The organism is Paenibacillus sp. YN15 (genome assembly GCF_003285005.1).
Lineage (GTDB): Bacteria > Bacillota > Bacilli > Paenibacillales > NBRC-103111 > Paenibacillus_AR.
Map to the genome: position 1 here is coordinate 107,632 of NZ_QMFA01000004.1, position 15,439 is coordinate 123,070.

Sequence of the window (15,439 nt, forward strand, 5' to 3'; positions counted from 1 at the left end):
AACTGAGAAACCGTTATTGTCCCTTACGCGGCGGAAACAGGGGAAAATAAGGCTGAAGCGGGGAATAAGCGCTCCTCAGTTCCGCTAGAGCGGGAATTAGCTGCAAAAGCTGATTTAAGAGTCGCTCAGTTCCGCTGCACTCTTCCGAGTGCAAAGGAGATAGTTAGTTGGTGCGCGTGGGCAGCAGAGCCAAACCGGAAATAGCGGCAGTTAACTGTCCGCTATTATAGAAACGAAAAAAACCGACAGACAAGCGCTGTCGGATTTTTTGGGTTGCCGGGCAATGCGACCTGATGATTATCGGCAGCTTCCTGCCGCTGCTTCTTATGCTTGCTGGCCGGAAGCGGCTTTGGCTTTGGCCGTTTCCTCCAGAAGCCGATGCAGCGATTGCACAGCATGCTCCGACGGGTCCCGGTTCATCAGATACATGGTCATGAAATACTGCAGCGGGATGGCGCAGGTATTGGGGCCGTCGGTAATCTGCGGGAACCCCAGCTCCAGCACAGGGCCCAGCTGCTCGTTGACCTCCAGATCGACATAAACCTGATTTTCCTCGGTAAACTCCTCCTGCACACCCTTCATCACCAGCGGCAGCACCACTTCCTGGAGGATCTTGTTGGCATCGTCATCCGTCTGCGGCGGATTGGGGAAGCCGCGGCTCTCGCCGGCCTGGATCATATCATAGAAAAAGGAGGCCAGCCAAAGCGGCGGATTGGCATTATTCTTATACACCTGAATCAATTCCGTCAGCATAAAGCCGCAGGTATAGAACTTGCCGTCCTTCTGAAGCCGGAAAGCAAACAAATGGCCGAAGCCAGGGTGAAGGGCAACCTGCCCGTCCACCTCATAGTCCTTATATTCATCCGCAAGGATATTGCGTGTCAGTTCAAACCAGGCCTTAACCTGCTGCTCCATCTCCAGCTGCTGTTCCTGTTCTTTTGCCGCTTCGTCTGCCGGTGTATTCGTCCCGTTATCGCTCATTGTAAAAAAGAATCCCCCCTTCAATTCCATCCTTTCTATCTTACCATACTTTCGGAAGAAAAAGAAAAGCTCATTTCTGCTGGAAAGTGTACGTATTGGCATGGTTAATCTTCAGCGTCACCTGCACCTCTTTGAGCGTGAATTTGGGCAGCACCGGCTCTCCGGAATCCCGGAGCCGCTTCCATACGGCGTTCTTCTTCCGGTAGAGCTCCTCCTCCAGCCCGAACAGATCCATGTTTTGCTTCTGCGACATCTGGAAAGCCGCGCGGATCTCGTCTTCGATTTTTTTGTTGCCTGCCTCCACAATGGTTTGGAAGCTGATGCTCTCGTCCGTATTTTTTTCAATGAGATTGGCTCTGCTGGTAACATGGATGGACAGCTGCAGCTCCTCCCCGGACAGGGTAATGTCCACCGAGGTCCGGGGATTGCGGATCAGAAGCAGGGCGCTGCCCCCGTTCTCAAGGTTCAGAGTCATGGGATAGCGGAACACCCGGTAATATTTCACAAAACGTGTCCCCTGGATGCTATGCTCCGGCACAAAGCCGTGGAGCGTATTTTTGCCGAGAACAAATATGCCGTCTGTCCGGGAAAGGGGGGGCTGCTTGCCCTGGTTGGACCAAATTCTGTTTTTGCTGGTAATGGAGGGCAAGAGGACAATGGAGGCAGGCTCACGGACGGCATTCATTACCCGCTGCAGATGCACCGGCTCCACATCCGAGCTTTGCCGGTAAATGGAGGTGGGCTCAAACATCACTGTGCTCTGGGCGGACAGGTTCAGGAGCGGCAGGGAGGACATCAGATTGGTAATCGGCTCACGGGTGCCATATACCCAGGGCGTATACCGCATTTCCCTGGAGCGCAAGATGCTGGAAAACACCTCATCCATTTTGGATTTCATGACGGATTCCGAGAGGATGACGGCTTTTACATGGGTCCAAACCGTTTGCTGCTGGGACGAATCGTAAATATGGTTTAAAGCGGCAATCACGCTTTTCCCCTCGCCTCTCCCCACCCAGATGGCATCGCTTCCGCTCTGGGGTGCGGAGTCGCTGCTCTCCCGCTTGGCGATGCTGGGGAAATCAATAATTTGGGCATACACCACATAATGGTCCTGGATATAATCCACTCCAAGGGCGGTGACGAAATTGGTATCCTGGGCCTCCCTCATATCCCAGCAGCCCGGAAGAATCAGCAGAGCCGCCAGCAGAGCCGCTATGTTCCGCTTCATATTTTGTTCCGGTCCTTTCCCGAGGTTTTATCCACCGTGTCCAGCATTTCCGGCCTGTTGACTTTGTTCATGCTGGGCCTCGTCAGGATGCCTGCCAGAAAATCCTTCCGGTTAAAGGGTGTGATTGGAGATAAATACGGAACCCCGAAATGCTCCAGTGAGGAAAGGTGAACCAGCAGCAAAAGAAAGGCCATCATGAAGCCGAACAGTCCGAAAAAGGAGGCGGATGCCAAAATAACGAACCGCAGTTGGGCTACTGTACCGTTCAGAATGGGGTCCACCAAGGTGTAGGAGGAAATAATCGAAATGGAAATCATCACAATCACCGTAGGCGAGGTGATGCCCGCCCGGATGGACGCGTCTCCGATAATAATGCCTCCCACGACGGTGACGGTCTGGCCGATGGCCCGCGGCAGCCGTCTGCCGGCTTCGGCGAAGATGTCGAACATAACCAGCATCAGCACGGCCTCCAAACCCACGGGCATGGGAAGGCCCTGGCGGGTATTGGCAATGGTGGCCAGAAGCGGCAATGGCACCTGGTCCAGATTGTAGCTGGTGAGCCCCACAAAAAAGCCGGGAAGAAACAGCGAGATCAAAAGCCCCACATACCGGAGCAGCCGCTGCATGCTGACGATGTGGAAGGGCATATTTTCGTCTTCCGGGGATTTTAACAAGCCGAACAGGGTGATCGGGGCTATGGTGGCCATGGGAGAACCGTCGGACATGAGCACAAAGCGGCCGTTCAGAAGAGAATCGGCGGCATAGTCGGCCCGTCCCGTAGTATCCGAGACAGGAAACAGCGATTTCAGGCGTCTGCCCATAACCATCCGCTCCACCATGGAGGTGCCGATTATCGCGTCCTGATCCACCGGCTCGATAGAACCGCGGATTTCCTCCAGAATGTCGGGGTTGATAATATCCTGGATATACAGCAGGGCCAGCTTGGTTTGTCCCCGCTTGCCTTTAGTGAACAGTTCCACGCAAAGAGAATGGGTGCGCAGACGCCTGCGGATCAGGGCAATATTGGTCTTCAGACTTTCCGTAAAACCGTCCCGCGGCCCCTTAATGGAGGGTTCCATAGCCGATTCCTCGGGGTTGCGGTTAGGCATATCGGATATATCCATGGCATAAACCGCATTCTGGCGCAGATGGGCAACAATAAGCTGACCGCTGAATACCAGCCGGGTCAACACGGTCAGCCAGCCCTCTTCTTCCTTCAGCGGCGACAAGGGAAGAGCGGACAGCTCCGCCAAATGGCCGCTCGCGTCTTCCTTAAGCCGGCTGCGGGCAGACTCCAGCCGGGGAATAATAAATTGGGGAATCTGCTTCTGGTCCACCATGCCGCCGCAATACATCAGAACCAGAGCATGCCTGTGTTCTTCCCCGTAACGGATTGTATGCAGGACCACATCGCCGCACCGGCGGAAATAGTCATAATAAAATTCCTCATCCGCCGCTGCCATGGACACGCGGTTTTCGCAGTTTTCGCTGTTTGGGCTGCTGCTGTCGCGGCTGCCCGGGTTGCTGTCCAGATTGTCCACGCGTATCTCCACTCCTTCCGGCCTTGGCGGCAATCACCGCCAATCCGGCAGCCGCCAGGCTAAGCAGCACCAGATTGGACGGGTAAAGCCATTCGCCTGTGTACTGATGCATGTATACATCGCTGATCGGGGCCAAACCGATGAGTACCAGAACCACGCAAATAAACAGCAAGGCGGTATTTTTTTGCCGCTCGGTTTTAATTTGCCACATTTCGACCGTTACATACAGAAGGAAGCATATCCGCAGGAACGAACCGGCCAGCCATTGGAAAATGGAAAGGAAATCCGTCTGGGAGAGAAATTTCCCCACTGTCGCCAGCCGCCATTCCTCATAAGCGGGAAAACGCTGGTGAATCGCCTCGTAAGGGTTGAATTCCGCTATGGCCCCAATCACCGGGCCGAAGGTAATGAATAAAACGGAGAAGCCCAGGATCAACAGAGTCTTAAGATTGATCCTCGACCGCAGGCCCGATTGCAGGATCAAAAACAAAATCAGCTCAAAAGCGCCCGCCATCACATAGACCATGCCGTTGATCACAGGCCAAATGCCATGCTCCAGCATGGGGAGCAGCTGATTGTAGTCCTTGTATTTCAAATTGATGGATGCAATGGTAAAGCCAAAAAGGCAGACCAGCGGCAAAAGAATCCCCGCCGTATTGGCGATAGCCCGCAGTCCCTTGCTGGAGGCCCTGTAGCAAACCAGCATCAGGAACAGGCTGGTTATCCCCATAGGCGTATTCAGCAGAAAATTGATTCTGACCCAAAGCATGGTTTCGTACATGGTTGAGAAAATATTGACGACGGCATAAAGCGTAAGCATAACCTGGAATACTACAGATACCGTGCGGCCTGCATGGCGGGATATCCAATGGATGAGAGGCTCATCCCCCAGCTTTTTGGCGATAAAATGCATGGTCAGCAAGAGCAGCAGCATAATGGGAGCGGTGCAGATGATACACATCCATGCGTCTCTTCCTGTGGCGCGGAGCAAAGCGGGAAGGATAAAGACATGGTTGGCCATGCCTGCACTCATCATCATGACCATGGCTCCTTGGAGCAGCGTAGGCTTGGGGGATTTCATCGGCTTCACTCCTCTCGCTTTAGTTGTTGTCATTTTTCTCCAAGGCAGGCGAGGGTATACATCGGCCGAAGCAAATAGGCAAACGGGCGCAAAGGCTGTATTTGATCCAAAAACCCTTGCATTCAAAACGAAAAACAAAAACAAAACAAAATTTCTTCACAAATTTCTCTAAATTGGGGCTTCATTTTTGGGCTGGACTGGCTTAAAATAAAAACATCTAGAGCGAATCAAAGATATTCAAAACATGCATCTGCTCCCACACTACGGATTTTCAAGGAGGAACCTGTTTTATGCAATTCGAATATTTGCATCCGGCCGACCAGATTATCATGATGATCCAACGTATTTACGGCTACGGCATGACCACCACGTCAGGCGGCAATCTGTCCATCCTCGACGACAACGGGGACATCTGGATTACCCCTGCGAGCATCGATAAAGGAAACCTGAACCGGGGCGACATCGTCTGCGTGAAGGCTGACGGCACTGTAGTCGGCAAGCACAAGCCCTCCAGCGAGTTCCCTTTCCACCAAATGGTTTTCCGCACCCGTCCCGACTTGAAGGCAATCGTTCATGCCCATCCTCCCGCACTGGTTGCCTTCAGCATCGTGCGCAAGGCGCCCGACATGCATCTGCTTCCCTTCGACCATGCTTTGGTGGGCGAAGTCAGAATCGCCGAGTACGGCCTGCCGGGAAGCTCCGAGCTGGCTGACAAGGTGGCCGCTGTGTTTGCGCAAGGCTATGACTCCGTCATGCTGGAAAACCATGGCGTTGTGGTCGGCGGCAAAAACCTGTTCGACGCCTTCAAGTCCTTTGAAACTCTTGAATTCATGGCCCGCATCGAAATCAACGCCCGCCGCATCGGCAGCCCGGTGTCCCTCACCGACGGACAGTTGGAGCAGGCCAAAAGCCGCAAGCCGCTGGAAATGGCCGACTTCACCCCGGAGCGCTTCAGCTCCGAGGAGCGGGAAGCCCGCCGCGAAATGTGCCGCCTGATTCAGCGCTCTTATGACCAGCGTCTGTTTACCAGCGGCCAAGGGTCCTTCTCCCAGCGTCTGTCCGACGGCTCCTTCGTCATCACTCCCTTCGGACTGGACCGCAAGTATCTGGAGCCCAGCGATCTGGTGCTGGTCAAGGACGGCGCCAAGGAAGCAGGCAAGATTCCCAGCCGCGCGGTGGCTCTGCACCAGGAAATCTACCAGGCCCAGCCTCATGTGCAATCGGTGATCATCGCCCACCCGCCGTACAGCATGGCCTTTGCCGTCACCAATGCCGGCTTCGATTCCCGGACCATTCCGGAGAGCTATATTCTCTTGCGCAGAACTCCCCGGCTTCCCTTCGGCGCCGCATTCCTCACGCCCAAGAAAACCGCAGAAGTATTCACCAAGGACAAGCCGATTGTCATCTGCGAAAACGACTGCATCATCGCTACCGGCAATTCCCTGTTGAATGCATTCGACCGTTTGGAAGTGTGCGAGTTCAGCGCCCAAGCCATCATCTCCGCCGGTGTGCTGGGCGATATCGTCCACATCGACGAGAAGCAAGTCTATGACCTGGAAGTAGCCTTCAACCTGCTGTAATTTGCGCTGACTATTCAGTATCTGCCGTGCCTCCATGCCCGCGGAGCGGAGAAATTCCGTCTGTCCGCTTTCGGGCATGGCCGGCGCGTGAAGATAGCATTATTTTTGCAGTGGCATGTGATTTTTTTCGCAAACACTAAAACACTTAATCTATGGAGGATGATCTCTATGTTGGCTGTTCGGAGACTGTATTGGCCCGCCATTAACCTGATTGGACCCGGCTGCGTGAAGGAAATCGGACAAGAAGTGATCAACCTGGGCAAAACCAAGGCCTTGTTCGTCACCGATAAAGTCTTGAACCAAATCAGCGTTGTAAAACAAGTAACTGATGTGCTGGATGCCAGCGGCATCGCCTATGTGGTCTATGACGATGTAAAGCCCAACCCGACTACCCAAAACGTAAACGACGGTCTGGCTCTGTACAAGGAAGCCGGCTGCGACTTCATCATCTCCCTGGGCGGCGGCTCCCCGCAGGACGCAGCCAAGGCCATCGGCATCCTGTCCACCAACGGCGGCAACATTGTGGACTATGAAGGCATCGGCAAGTCCAAGAACAAGTCCGCTCCCATCATCGCCATCAACACCACTGCCGGCACCGCCTCCGAAGTAACCGTAAACTACGTCATTACCGACGAGCACCGCAAAATCAAGATGGTGATGGTAGACCCCAACTCTCTGGCAACCGTTGCTGTAAACGATCCCGAGCTGATGGTGAAAAAGCCCAAGGGTTTGACTGCCGCTACCGGTATGGACGCGCTGACTCACGCCATCGAGGCGTATGTGACTGCAGGCGCTTTCCCGCTGTCCGACGCCATCGCCCTGCAAGCCATCAAGTTCATCGCCAACTCCCTGGAGAAAGCCGTTAACAACGGCGCAGATGTGGAAGCCCGCTCGGAAATGGCATGGGGCTCCTTTACCGCAGGCCTGTCCTTCTCCAACTGCGGTCTGGGCATTGTGCACAGCATGGCTCACCAGCTGGGCTCCGAGTATGACCTGCCCCACGGCGTAGCCAATGCCATTCTGCTGCCGTACATCATGGAATTCAACCTGGATTCCGCGCCCAAGAAGTTCGCCGAAATCGCCGAAGCGATGGGCGAAGACACCTCCAAGGCCGCAAGTGACCTGGAAGCCGCCCAACTGGCGCTGGCCGCTGTCCGCAAGCTGTCCAAGGCTGTAGGCATTCCGTCCCTGAAGGAAACCTCCTTCAACCCGGACGATGCCGCCAAGCTGGCTGACCAAGCCATGCGCGACGTATGTACCGGAGGCAATCCGAAGCCGGTTACAGCCGAAGACATGGTCGCCCTGTACCTGAAGGCGTATAACGGTTAAGCCTTCTTATCCCGGGAGATGCTTCTCCCGGCGTGACAATCCCTGCCGCAGCTGTTCACGCAGCCCGCGGCAGGGATTTTTTGTTTCCGTTATGCTGGTGCGTGGAGTCCCCGCGCGCCTCTCTGCATATTTCCCGGTTATGGACCGCATACTGGTAGTTGGGGAAAGATCTTATAGTAAGGAGAGTGGCCTCCATGCCCCAATGGTTTGAAATTGCCTGGAGAACCGTGCTGGCTGTAATCATTTTGTTTCTAATGACCAAGCTGCTGGGCAAACGGCAGGTATCCCAGCTGTCCTTGTTTGAATATATCACCGGTATCACCATCGGCAGTATTGCCGCCTATGTTTCTCTGGATGCGGAGACGGAATGGGGGTTGGGGCTGGTCTCCCTGACAGTGTGGGTGGCTTGCTCGTATGGCATTGAATTCGTGCAGATCAAGAGCAAAAAGATGCGGGATTTTATCGACAGCAAAGGCTCCGTGCTGATTGAACACGGCAAGGTGCTGGAGAAAAATCTGAAAAAGGAGCGGCTGACCACCGACGAGCTGATGGAGCAGCTCCGCAAAAAATCCGCCTTCCGTCTGGCAGATGTGGAGTTTGCCATCATGGAGCCCAGCGGGGACATCAATGTGCTCCTGAAGCGGGAAAACCAGCCGTTGACGCCCAAGGATCTGGGCATTCCCGTGCAGCCGGAGAAGGAGCCGCAAACCGTGATTATGGACGGTCAGATTATGGAGGAAGCGCTGCGGAAATCCGGCCGGGACCAGCATTGGCTGGACAAAAAGCTGGCTGAGGTCAAAGCTGCAGTTCCCGATGTTTTTCTGGGCCAAATTGACGGCAGCGGAGAGCTGTATGCGGACTTTTATGATGACCGGCACAAACAACCGAAGCAGCAGAAGAACGCCGGCCTATTGTCTGCCCTGAAGGAATGCGAAACCAAGCTGGCCCTGGCCGGGGTAACGGAAACAGAACCTGCCGCCAAACAGGCGCTGCAGGACGCCTCCGCGGCGCTGGACAAGCTGTTCCGGGAGCTGCAGGGCAAGCTGGCTCACACAGACTCTTAATGAATCGCCGTCTGAGGACAAGCAGAAATCTGGCTAACGAATCTACCTCACGCTATTTCGCGAAAACGGGCATGGTAAAAAATCTAACGAATCTATAGCGCGTTATTTGCCGGTTTGAACGCCTTTCGGCGCAAATTTCGGACAAATAGCGATCCTACGATTCGTTAGATTTCAAACATGCTCACCTATGGTCAAATAGAGATGCACAGATTCGTTAGAGCTTCTCCCATTTTGAAGCTTTCAAGACAGCCCTTTTCCGGGAGAGATTGCAGCTTGCTTAGGGCAAGCTTATGATCTGGAGAACTCGATCCAGTCGATGACCAAGCCCGGTTTGGTAAACTCCAGCTTCAATAGGTACAGCCCGGCGGCCAGCTCGATCTTGCCCAGTCTCCGCCTGATCCATTTGCCGTCCGTTCCGTTGGTTTGGACCGTGGCCATCTGCTGTCCGTTCAGCGTTACGTTGCAAGCGCTTTGGGCCAGGCTGTTGTCCGGCGACATCAGCTGCACGGTGATCCAGAAAGCGCCGCCCCGGCTGGATTTGATGCAAACGGAGCCATCCGCCAGCGGCCGGACCTGCCCGTCTTCCTCCAACTCCTGCGCTTGCCGGGAGTCAAGGGACTCGTCGGCCGCAAAAGCCGTTATCTCCGTCTCCATTACAAGCTGCCCGCGGGCAAATACAGGAGCCTTCAGCAGGTAACTGCAGATGTTCATGGCACTGCGCTGCAGCTCGCCGCGGGTCAGTTTCCCGTTCTCCAGGGATTCCAGCGTGTTATCGTCACTGGAGTTGATGGCCGCCCCGTAATTGTCGACGACCATATACAGATCGTTCTGGGCCCGGACCATGGCGCCTGTGTTGCTCCTGCCGCCGGCGCCTGCGTGAATCGGATCGTTCATTCTGGCCCACCAGTCGGTCATGACGATGCCCTCAAATCCCCATTCCCCGCGCAGCACTGTAGTATTCAGATCATAATTGGAGGCCGACCAATAGCCATTGACCGGGTTATAGGCCGTCATAACGGATGACGCCCCCGCATCCTTCACCGCCATCTCGAAGCCCTTCAAATAAATCTCCCGCAGGGCCCGCTCCGACACAACCGCATTTACCGTCTGCCGGTACTTCTCCTGGCTGTTGCAGGCGAAGTGCTTCAGCGTGGCGTCCGAACCGCCCTGCTTGATGCCCCGGACGCAAGCAACCGCGAACCGCCCCGTAATCAGCGGGTCCTCGGAGAAATATTCAAAGTTCCGGCCGTTCAGCGGATTGCGGCGGATGTTAAGTCCAGGACCCAGCAGCGTATCGATCTGATTGCTCCGCAGCTCCTGTCCTTCCATCACATACAGCTCTTCCACCAGCTCCGGGTCCCAGGTGGAGGCAAGCAGCGTGCCGATTGGCACCTGGGTGGCCTTATGGCCGCTGTCCATCCGAATGCCCGAAGGACCGTCGGAGGTGCTGGCAACCGGGATGCCGTAATGGAGCAAACCATCCGTCACACCGCCGAAGGCGGAGGCGGTTCCCGGCGTAACCAGCGGGCTGCACATGCCTTCCCCGCGGACCAGGGCCGCCAGATCGGAGTCGGACAGCTGGGCGATAAACGCCTCCAGGCTGACCCGCCCCTCATGCACATCACGCAATTTATAGCCCTGATCCCCCGTCTGCTCCAGACTGGCCGGCAGATTGCCGGCAATCCGGGCTTCCAGCGATATTTGACGCACCGGAGCCGGTTCATAGACCAGCTCATAGCTGCCATCCGGCCGCCGTTGGCCCGGCTTCATCCGGGTGAACGCTTCCACAGGCGCCAGCGCTTCCTCCAGCTGCCGGATCACTTGCAGCGTTTCCACCCGGTATCCTTCCTGACCTTCCACACTTACATGAACCAGCTTCTTGACGCTGACGCCTGCGTACAGCCGGTATACGCCCTCTTCCAACACGTAAGCGGACTTATGACCGGTCACACCGCCATCGTCATAAGCAGCCATATCTTTTACGGAAAAGCTGATGGTCAGCCGCTCCGACTCTCCCGGTTGAAGCAAGCCCGTTTTCTTGAAAGCGGCCAATACCTTGGCGGGACGACCCAGCTTGCCCTGGGGAGCTTCATAATAGAGCTGGACCGTTTCCTTGCCGGAATAAACCGCTCCCGCATTCGTTACCGTCACATCTACTTGGAGCAGGGTTTCCCCGCCGCCGACCACAATCTCGGCTTCGCTTGGCTCCAGCCTAAACTCGGTATAGGACAAGCCGCAGCCAAACTCATACAGCACCTTTTCCGGGCAGAATGTCTCAAAATAGCGGTAGCCCACATACACATCTTCCTGATAAATATTATTCCATTCATTGCCGTGATTGCGGGTGGACGGATAATCGTGAATAGAGTGCGCAATCGTGTCCGTCAGCTTGCCGCTGGGTGCAGCATCCCCAACCAGCACATCGGCGATGGCGTTGCCGCCTTCCATCCCGCCCTGCCAGGCATAGATGACGCATGGAATCGGATGAACATAAGCCTCATCAGCCATCCAGCTCATATCGATAATATTGGACACATTCAGCACAACAATGGTCTGTTCAAATTCGGAGGCTACAAGCCGCAGCATGTCCTTCTCTTCTGCCGTCAGCTGATAGCTGCCCGGCTGATCCGCATTGTCCTGGTCTTCGCCTGCCGTCCGCCCGATCACCACAATGGCTTTATCCGATTTCTGCCGGGCTTTCGCCACCAATTCCCCGGTCAAGGGCATTTCCTTCTGATGCCACGGTTCGGCCGCCCAGCCGCCCCCTCCGTTGTCAAACGGGTTTTGCTCCACCCATTTTTCGTACAAAGCGGCCAATTCTTCATTCAGCAGAATGTCCTTCTTCCCGCGCAGCCCGCCCAGCAGATTGGTGGTATACGCCACATTCACGCTGCCGCCGGAGCCTGTGCCGCTGCGGTAATAATTGATCTGAATCCGCCCGAAAACGGAAATCCGGTCTCCTTTTAACAAGGGCAGGACTTGTCCCTCATTCTTTAACAGTACGGCTCCTTCCGCCGCAACCTTCCTGCTGAACTCGGCAAACCCAACCAACGGGATGCCAAACTGTGATGTGCTCAACATGTTCCCTCCTGTGTCTCACTATGTTTTTCATAATGGGCGCGCTCCGTGAAGCCTCCCAATTATTTCTGCGAATTGTTTTGCGGAACCGGCCTCAAATCGCTTGGCGCCACGCCGAAATATTTGCGGAATACCTTGGCGAAATAGCTCACGTCCTGATAGCCTACGGCATTGGCCGCGTCATAAACCTTGGCCCCCGCCGTCAGCAATTCCTTGGCCAGCTCCATCCGTCTGGTCAGCACATAGTTGGAGAAGGACTCTCCCGTCTCTTTTTTGAACAGCCGGCTCAGATAGGACGGATTCACAAACAGCCGCTCCGAAAAAGAATGCAGACTTAAATCCTCGGCCAGATGCTTTTCCACCGATTCCAGAATCTTCTTGACCATTTGGTGGCTGCATTGACGCCGTTCGCTATCCATATAATACCACACTTCGCCGACAACCCGTTTGGCCCACTCCATGATTTGGTCCTTGGTGGTCAAGCTGTCCAACGAGCGAAAAATAGGGTAGTCTGCTTGCAGCACTTTTTTCATCGAAAACCCTCTTGATTGGATGAACCTAGTAAAAACCCCACTTAAATACAATACATATTCGTGGACCAGCTCGGCGGAGGCATGGCTGAAGGCATGCTGCAGATACTCCTCGATCAGTCCGTTGGCCTGATCCACCTCATCCGTCTGGATGGCAATTTCCAGCTGTCGCTCAAAGTTTGGGTTGAATTCAAGAGTTCCCTCTTCCTTCTTGACCTCCAGATACGGGATGGCGATGGCATGGCCGTAAACCGTCCGCTCCTGAAGGGCCCGGCGGGCTTGACGGTAGGAGTGAACCACCTCGGAAGGACCGAATACCGTACCGAGACCGGCGGATGCGGTCAGCTTCAGGCATTCCTCCACCACCTGCAGCAGCCGGGACACCACCGTATTAGCCCGCTTGGTCAACTCGCTGTCCGGCTCCCCCTCCTGGGCAAAAAACAGCAGCACCGTCGATCCATTGGCATCATTGAAGGCCTGGCAGACCGTGGGGTCCACAAATTCCTTGGCGATGCATTCCAGGGAAAATTGCAGCAGGGACGAATCCGCCGCCGTGAACCTGGTTTCATCCTCGCCCAACGGATCGATCTCGCATACGCATACCAGAAACCGGGTATACCCGGTTATGCCCACATTCAGCTCCATCGCCTGCTTGCGCCACTCCCACTCCGCATACCGGTTCATAATCCAGTTGCGGAGGAAATCGTTCTGAAGCTGGGGAAGGCGGCTTTGCCACAGCCGTTTCAGCTCCTCCACATTATGCTTTTCCATCAGCGACTGGCGGATTTGCCGGGCGGCTTCCGTCACAGCAGCTATAATTTCCTGGTCTCCCGCCGGCTTCAGCAAATATTTCATCACGCCAAGCTCAATGGCCCGTTGGGCATAGTGGAAATCATTATGGCCGCTTAGAATCACAATTTTCATCTGGGGCTCCTGCTGAAGCACCGTCTCGGCCAAAGCCAGCCCGTTCATCTCCGGCATCTCAATGTCCAGGAGCAGAATATCCGGCTTGCGCTGCTCCATCATGGCCAGAGCTTCCTTGCCGTCAGCGGCAAGCCCCACCACTTCGATGCCATGGCTCTCCCAGGCAATGCCGTTGGCCAGGCCGTTGCGGATGCGAATCTCATCCTCCACGATCATCAGATTCATGAATTCTCCCCCTCCCATTGACTTCTGCAGCGCTGTACGGGCAAATCGACGGACACCGTGGTGCCTTCGCCTTCCCTGCTGTCAAAATAGAGCTCTGCGGAATCCCCATAATAAATTTTGATTCTGGCCTTCACATTCAGCAAGCCGAAAAATTGCCCGGACCGTTCCGCCGATGAATAGGAATCATTCCCCGAGACCCGGTCCAACGCATTCCTAAGCTGGAGCAGCCGCGGGGCGGCAACGCCTTTGCCGTTGTCGGATACCCGCAGGATCAACCGGTCCCCTCTCATTTCGGCGCTGATGACCAGTTCTCCGCGGGCTGTTTTTTTCTCCAGCCCATGCAGGATGGCATTCTCCACCAGAGGCTGCAGAATCAGCTTCAGCACATACAGGTTCCGGCATTCCTCAGCAATCTTGTATTCCACCGTAAACTGTCCGTTGAACCGGATCTGCTGCACCCGGATATAGTACTGCAGATGGGTGGCCGTCTCCTCCACGGTGAAAGCCTCCTGTCCTTTGGAGAGACTGAGCCGGAAAAACCGGGACAGGTTCAACACCATCTCCCCGATGTCATCAGCATCGTATTGTTTGGCCGACCAGTAGATGGAGTCCAAGGTATTGTACAAAAAATGGGGATTGATCTGGGCCTGAAGAAATTTAAGCTCCGTCTTCGTCAAGCGCAGCTGCTGCTCGTAGATATCCTTAATCAGATGCCGCTGCTGCTCCACTGTCTGGTTGAACGCCTGGGTCAGATAGCCCAGTTCATCCTCCCGCTTGTTCTCCAGTTGGACATCCAGCTTGCCGATCCGCAGCTGCTTCATGCCGTGAACGAGAGCGGAAACCGGCGCCGCAATCCCGCTGTATATGACCCAGGAAATCCACAGCGCCACCAGAAAGCTGATGGCAATGATGCAGTAGGTGAAGATTTGCAGCGGCTTCGATTTCTTATAAATCTCCTCCTCCGGCTGCATCATCAGGAGGGACCACCCGGAGCGGGGAGACACTACCCGCAGCATCAGCATCTTGCCGGAGGAATCCGGCGCTTCCCGGACCACATGATTCTCGTCCGGATCGTCCCACCGGGGCACCGGCTGATCCGCGCCTGCGTTGGAGGCTACCAGCCGGCCTGTATTGTCCAATAGATACATGCGCGACGAGCGGCTCGGAATCAGATGGTCCAGATAGAGCAGCAGCTTGTCCTTGCGAAGAGACATGAGCAGCACATTCGGGCTCGGGCTCTGGTTGCGGTTGTACAGGTCCATCAGCCGCACCAGGAGAATCTGGCTTTGGTCATAAATGGGATCAGGCGAGCCGCTTAGGTCCTGCAAATCCCGGTCGGGCAAATATAAGACAATCCCACCGTTGGCTTTTACCGCCTCCTGAAACCAAGCCTCCTCCCGGAAATTATCCCGGTGCACCGCGCCCTTGCGGCCTGAAATCATCAGCCCGGATTTGCTGTGAAAGATCATCGTGTCCGTAAGGGACTGGTTGACAGCGGTAATATTGGTCAGTTGGTCCAGAATCCGGGCGAAGTCAATTACCGCAGAGGGGGCAAGCACGTCCTCCGTCTCGTTCAGCCGGGAGGTGAGATTGACATCCGTGGAGATCATGGTGGATAAATCCCGGAAGCTGCCCAGAGTCAGATCCACATATTCCAAAGCCGAGCTCATGGCGCTCATGGTCCGCTCCCCCAGCTCCTGCTCCAGAATAAGGCGCGAGCGGAAATTGGCGAATAAGCTAAATGCAATGAAGGGAATCAGGGTCAGGATAAAATAACACATCAATCTTACCTGAATCGAACGTTTGTACTTTTCCCTGAACCCGGTCAGCCACCTCATGCCATTTCCCCCAATCTCGCTGATTGCACGGCTTCTCCTC

At 55.2% G+C, this 15,439-nt stretch carries 10 protein-coding genes; 3 read left to right on the forward strand and 7 right to left on the reverse strand.

Annotated features, from left to right (window positions below; translation table 11 throughout):
• Nucleotides 1-324: 324 nt before the first annotated feature.
• The 4 genes from DQG13_RS05130 to DQG13_RS05145 form a co-directional block, all read right to left on the reverse strand.
• The gene (locus DQG13_RS05130) at nt 325-981 is read right to left on the reverse strand and encodes a hypothetical protein (RefSeq protein ID WP_113018673.1); all 657 of its coding nucleotides are present in this window, start codon (nt 979-981) and stop codon (nt 325-327) included.
• A 70-nt stretch (nt 982-1,051) separates the two neighbouring features.
• Nucleotides 1,052-2,209, reverse strand: coding sequence for a Ger(x)C family spore germination protein (locus tag DQG13_RS05135; RefSeq protein ID WP_113018674.1), 1,158 nt, complete (start codon nt 2,207-2,209; stop codon nt 1,052-1,054).
• Nucleotides 2,206-3,750, reverse strand: coding sequence for a spore germination protein (locus DQG13_RS05140; RefSeq protein ID WP_113018675.1), 1,545 nt, complete (start codon nt 3,748-3,750; stop codon nt 2,206-2,208). Before DQG13_RS05140 ends, DQG13_RS05135 begins: the two co-directional genes overlap by 4 nt.
• Nucleotides 3,656-4,831 (reverse strand): GerAB/ArcD/ProY family transporter, encoded by a 1,176-nt coding sequence (locus tag DQG13_RS05145; RefSeq protein ID WP_181592585.1) that lies wholly within the window; start codon nt 4,829-4,831, stop codon nt 3,656-3,658. Before DQG13_RS05145 ends, DQG13_RS05140 begins: the two co-directional genes overlap by 95 nt.
• Nucleotides 4,832-5,121: 290 nt before the next feature.
• Between DQG13_RS05145 and DQG13_RS05150 the strand changes: the two genes are divergently transcribed.
• From DQG13_RS05150 to DQG13_RS05160, 3 genes are all read left to right on the forward strand, one after another.
• Entirely contained in the window at nt 5,122-6,411 is a 1,290-nt protein-coding gene (locus DQG13_RS05150; RefSeq protein WP_113018677.1) for a class II aldolase/adducin family protein, read from the forward strand.
• Nucleotides 6,412-6,582: 171 nt separating this feature from the next.
• A complete protein-coding gene (locus DQG13_RS05155; protein ID WP_397333938.1) occupies nt 6,583-7,740 on the forward strand; it encodes an iron-containing alcohol dehydrogenase in 1,158 nt (385 codons plus the stop codon).
• A 194-nt stretch (nt 7,741-7,934) separates the two neighbouring features.
• A complete protein-coding gene (locus DQG13_RS05160; protein WP_113018679.1) occupies nt 7,935-8,804 on the forward strand; it encodes a DUF421 domain-containing protein in 870 nt (289 codons plus the stop codon).
• A 288-nt stretch (nt 8,805-9,092) separates the two neighbouring features.
• On the opposite strand, the gene DQG13_RS05165 is transcribed toward DQG13_RS05160, so the two are convergent.
• From DQG13_RS05165 to DQG13_RS05175, 3 genes are all read right to left on the reverse strand, one after another.
• The gene (locus tag DQG13_RS05165) at nt 9,093-11,882 is read right to left on the reverse strand and encodes a glycoside hydrolase family 3 protein (RefSeq protein ID WP_113018680.1); all 2,790 of its coding nucleotides are present in this window, start codon (nt 11,880-11,882) and stop codon (nt 9,093-9,095) included.
• A gap of 62 nt (nt 11,883-11,944) precedes the next feature.
• Nucleotides 11,945-13,561 (reverse strand): response regulator, encoded by a 1,617-nt coding sequence (locus DQG13_RS05170; protein ID WP_181592586.1) that lies wholly within the window; start codon nt 13,559-13,561, stop codon nt 11,945-11,947.
• The gene (locus DQG13_RS05175; protein ID WP_113018682.1) at nt 13,558-15,399 is read right to left on the reverse strand and encodes a sensor histidine kinase; all 1,842 of its coding nucleotides are present in this window, start codon (nt 15,397-15,399) and stop codon (nt 13,558-13,560) included. Before DQG13_RS05175 ends, DQG13_RS05170 begins: the two co-directional genes overlap by 4 nt.
• Nucleotides 15,400-15,439: the final 40 nt, after the last annotated feature.

What these genes read in the sequence shown, in the direction of transcription:
- DQG13_RS05160 (WP_113018679.1), top strand. Translation starts at nt 7,935, where the DNA reads ATGCCCCAATGGTTTGAAATTGCCTGGAGAACCGTGCTGGCTGTAATC.
- DQG13_RS05145 (WP_181592585.1), bottom strand. Translation starts at nt 4,831, where the DNA reads ATGAAATCCCCCAAGCCTACGCTGCTCCAAGGAGCCATGGTCATGATG.
- DQG13_RS05130 (WP_113018673.1), bottom strand. Translation starts at nt 981, where the DNA reads ATGAGCGATAACGGGACGAATACACCGGCAGACGAAGCGGCAAAAGAA.
- DQG13_RS05175 (WP_113018682.1), bottom strand. Translation starts at nt 15,399, where the DNA reads ATGAGGTGGCTGACCGGGTTCAGGGAAAAGTACAAACGTTCGATTCAG.
- DQG13_RS05170 (WP_181592586.1), bottom strand. Translation starts at nt 13,561, where the DNA reads ATGAATCTGATGATCGTGGAGGATGAGATTCGCATCCGCAACGGCCTG.
- DQG13_RS05135 (WP_113018674.1), bottom strand. Translation starts at nt 2,209, where the DNA reads ATGAAGCGGAACATAGCGGCTCTGCTGGCGGCTCTGCTGATTCTTCCG.
- DQG13_RS05150 (WP_113018677.1), top strand. Translation starts at nt 5,122, where the DNA reads ATGCAATTCGAATATTTGCATCCGGCCGACCAGATTATCATGATGATC.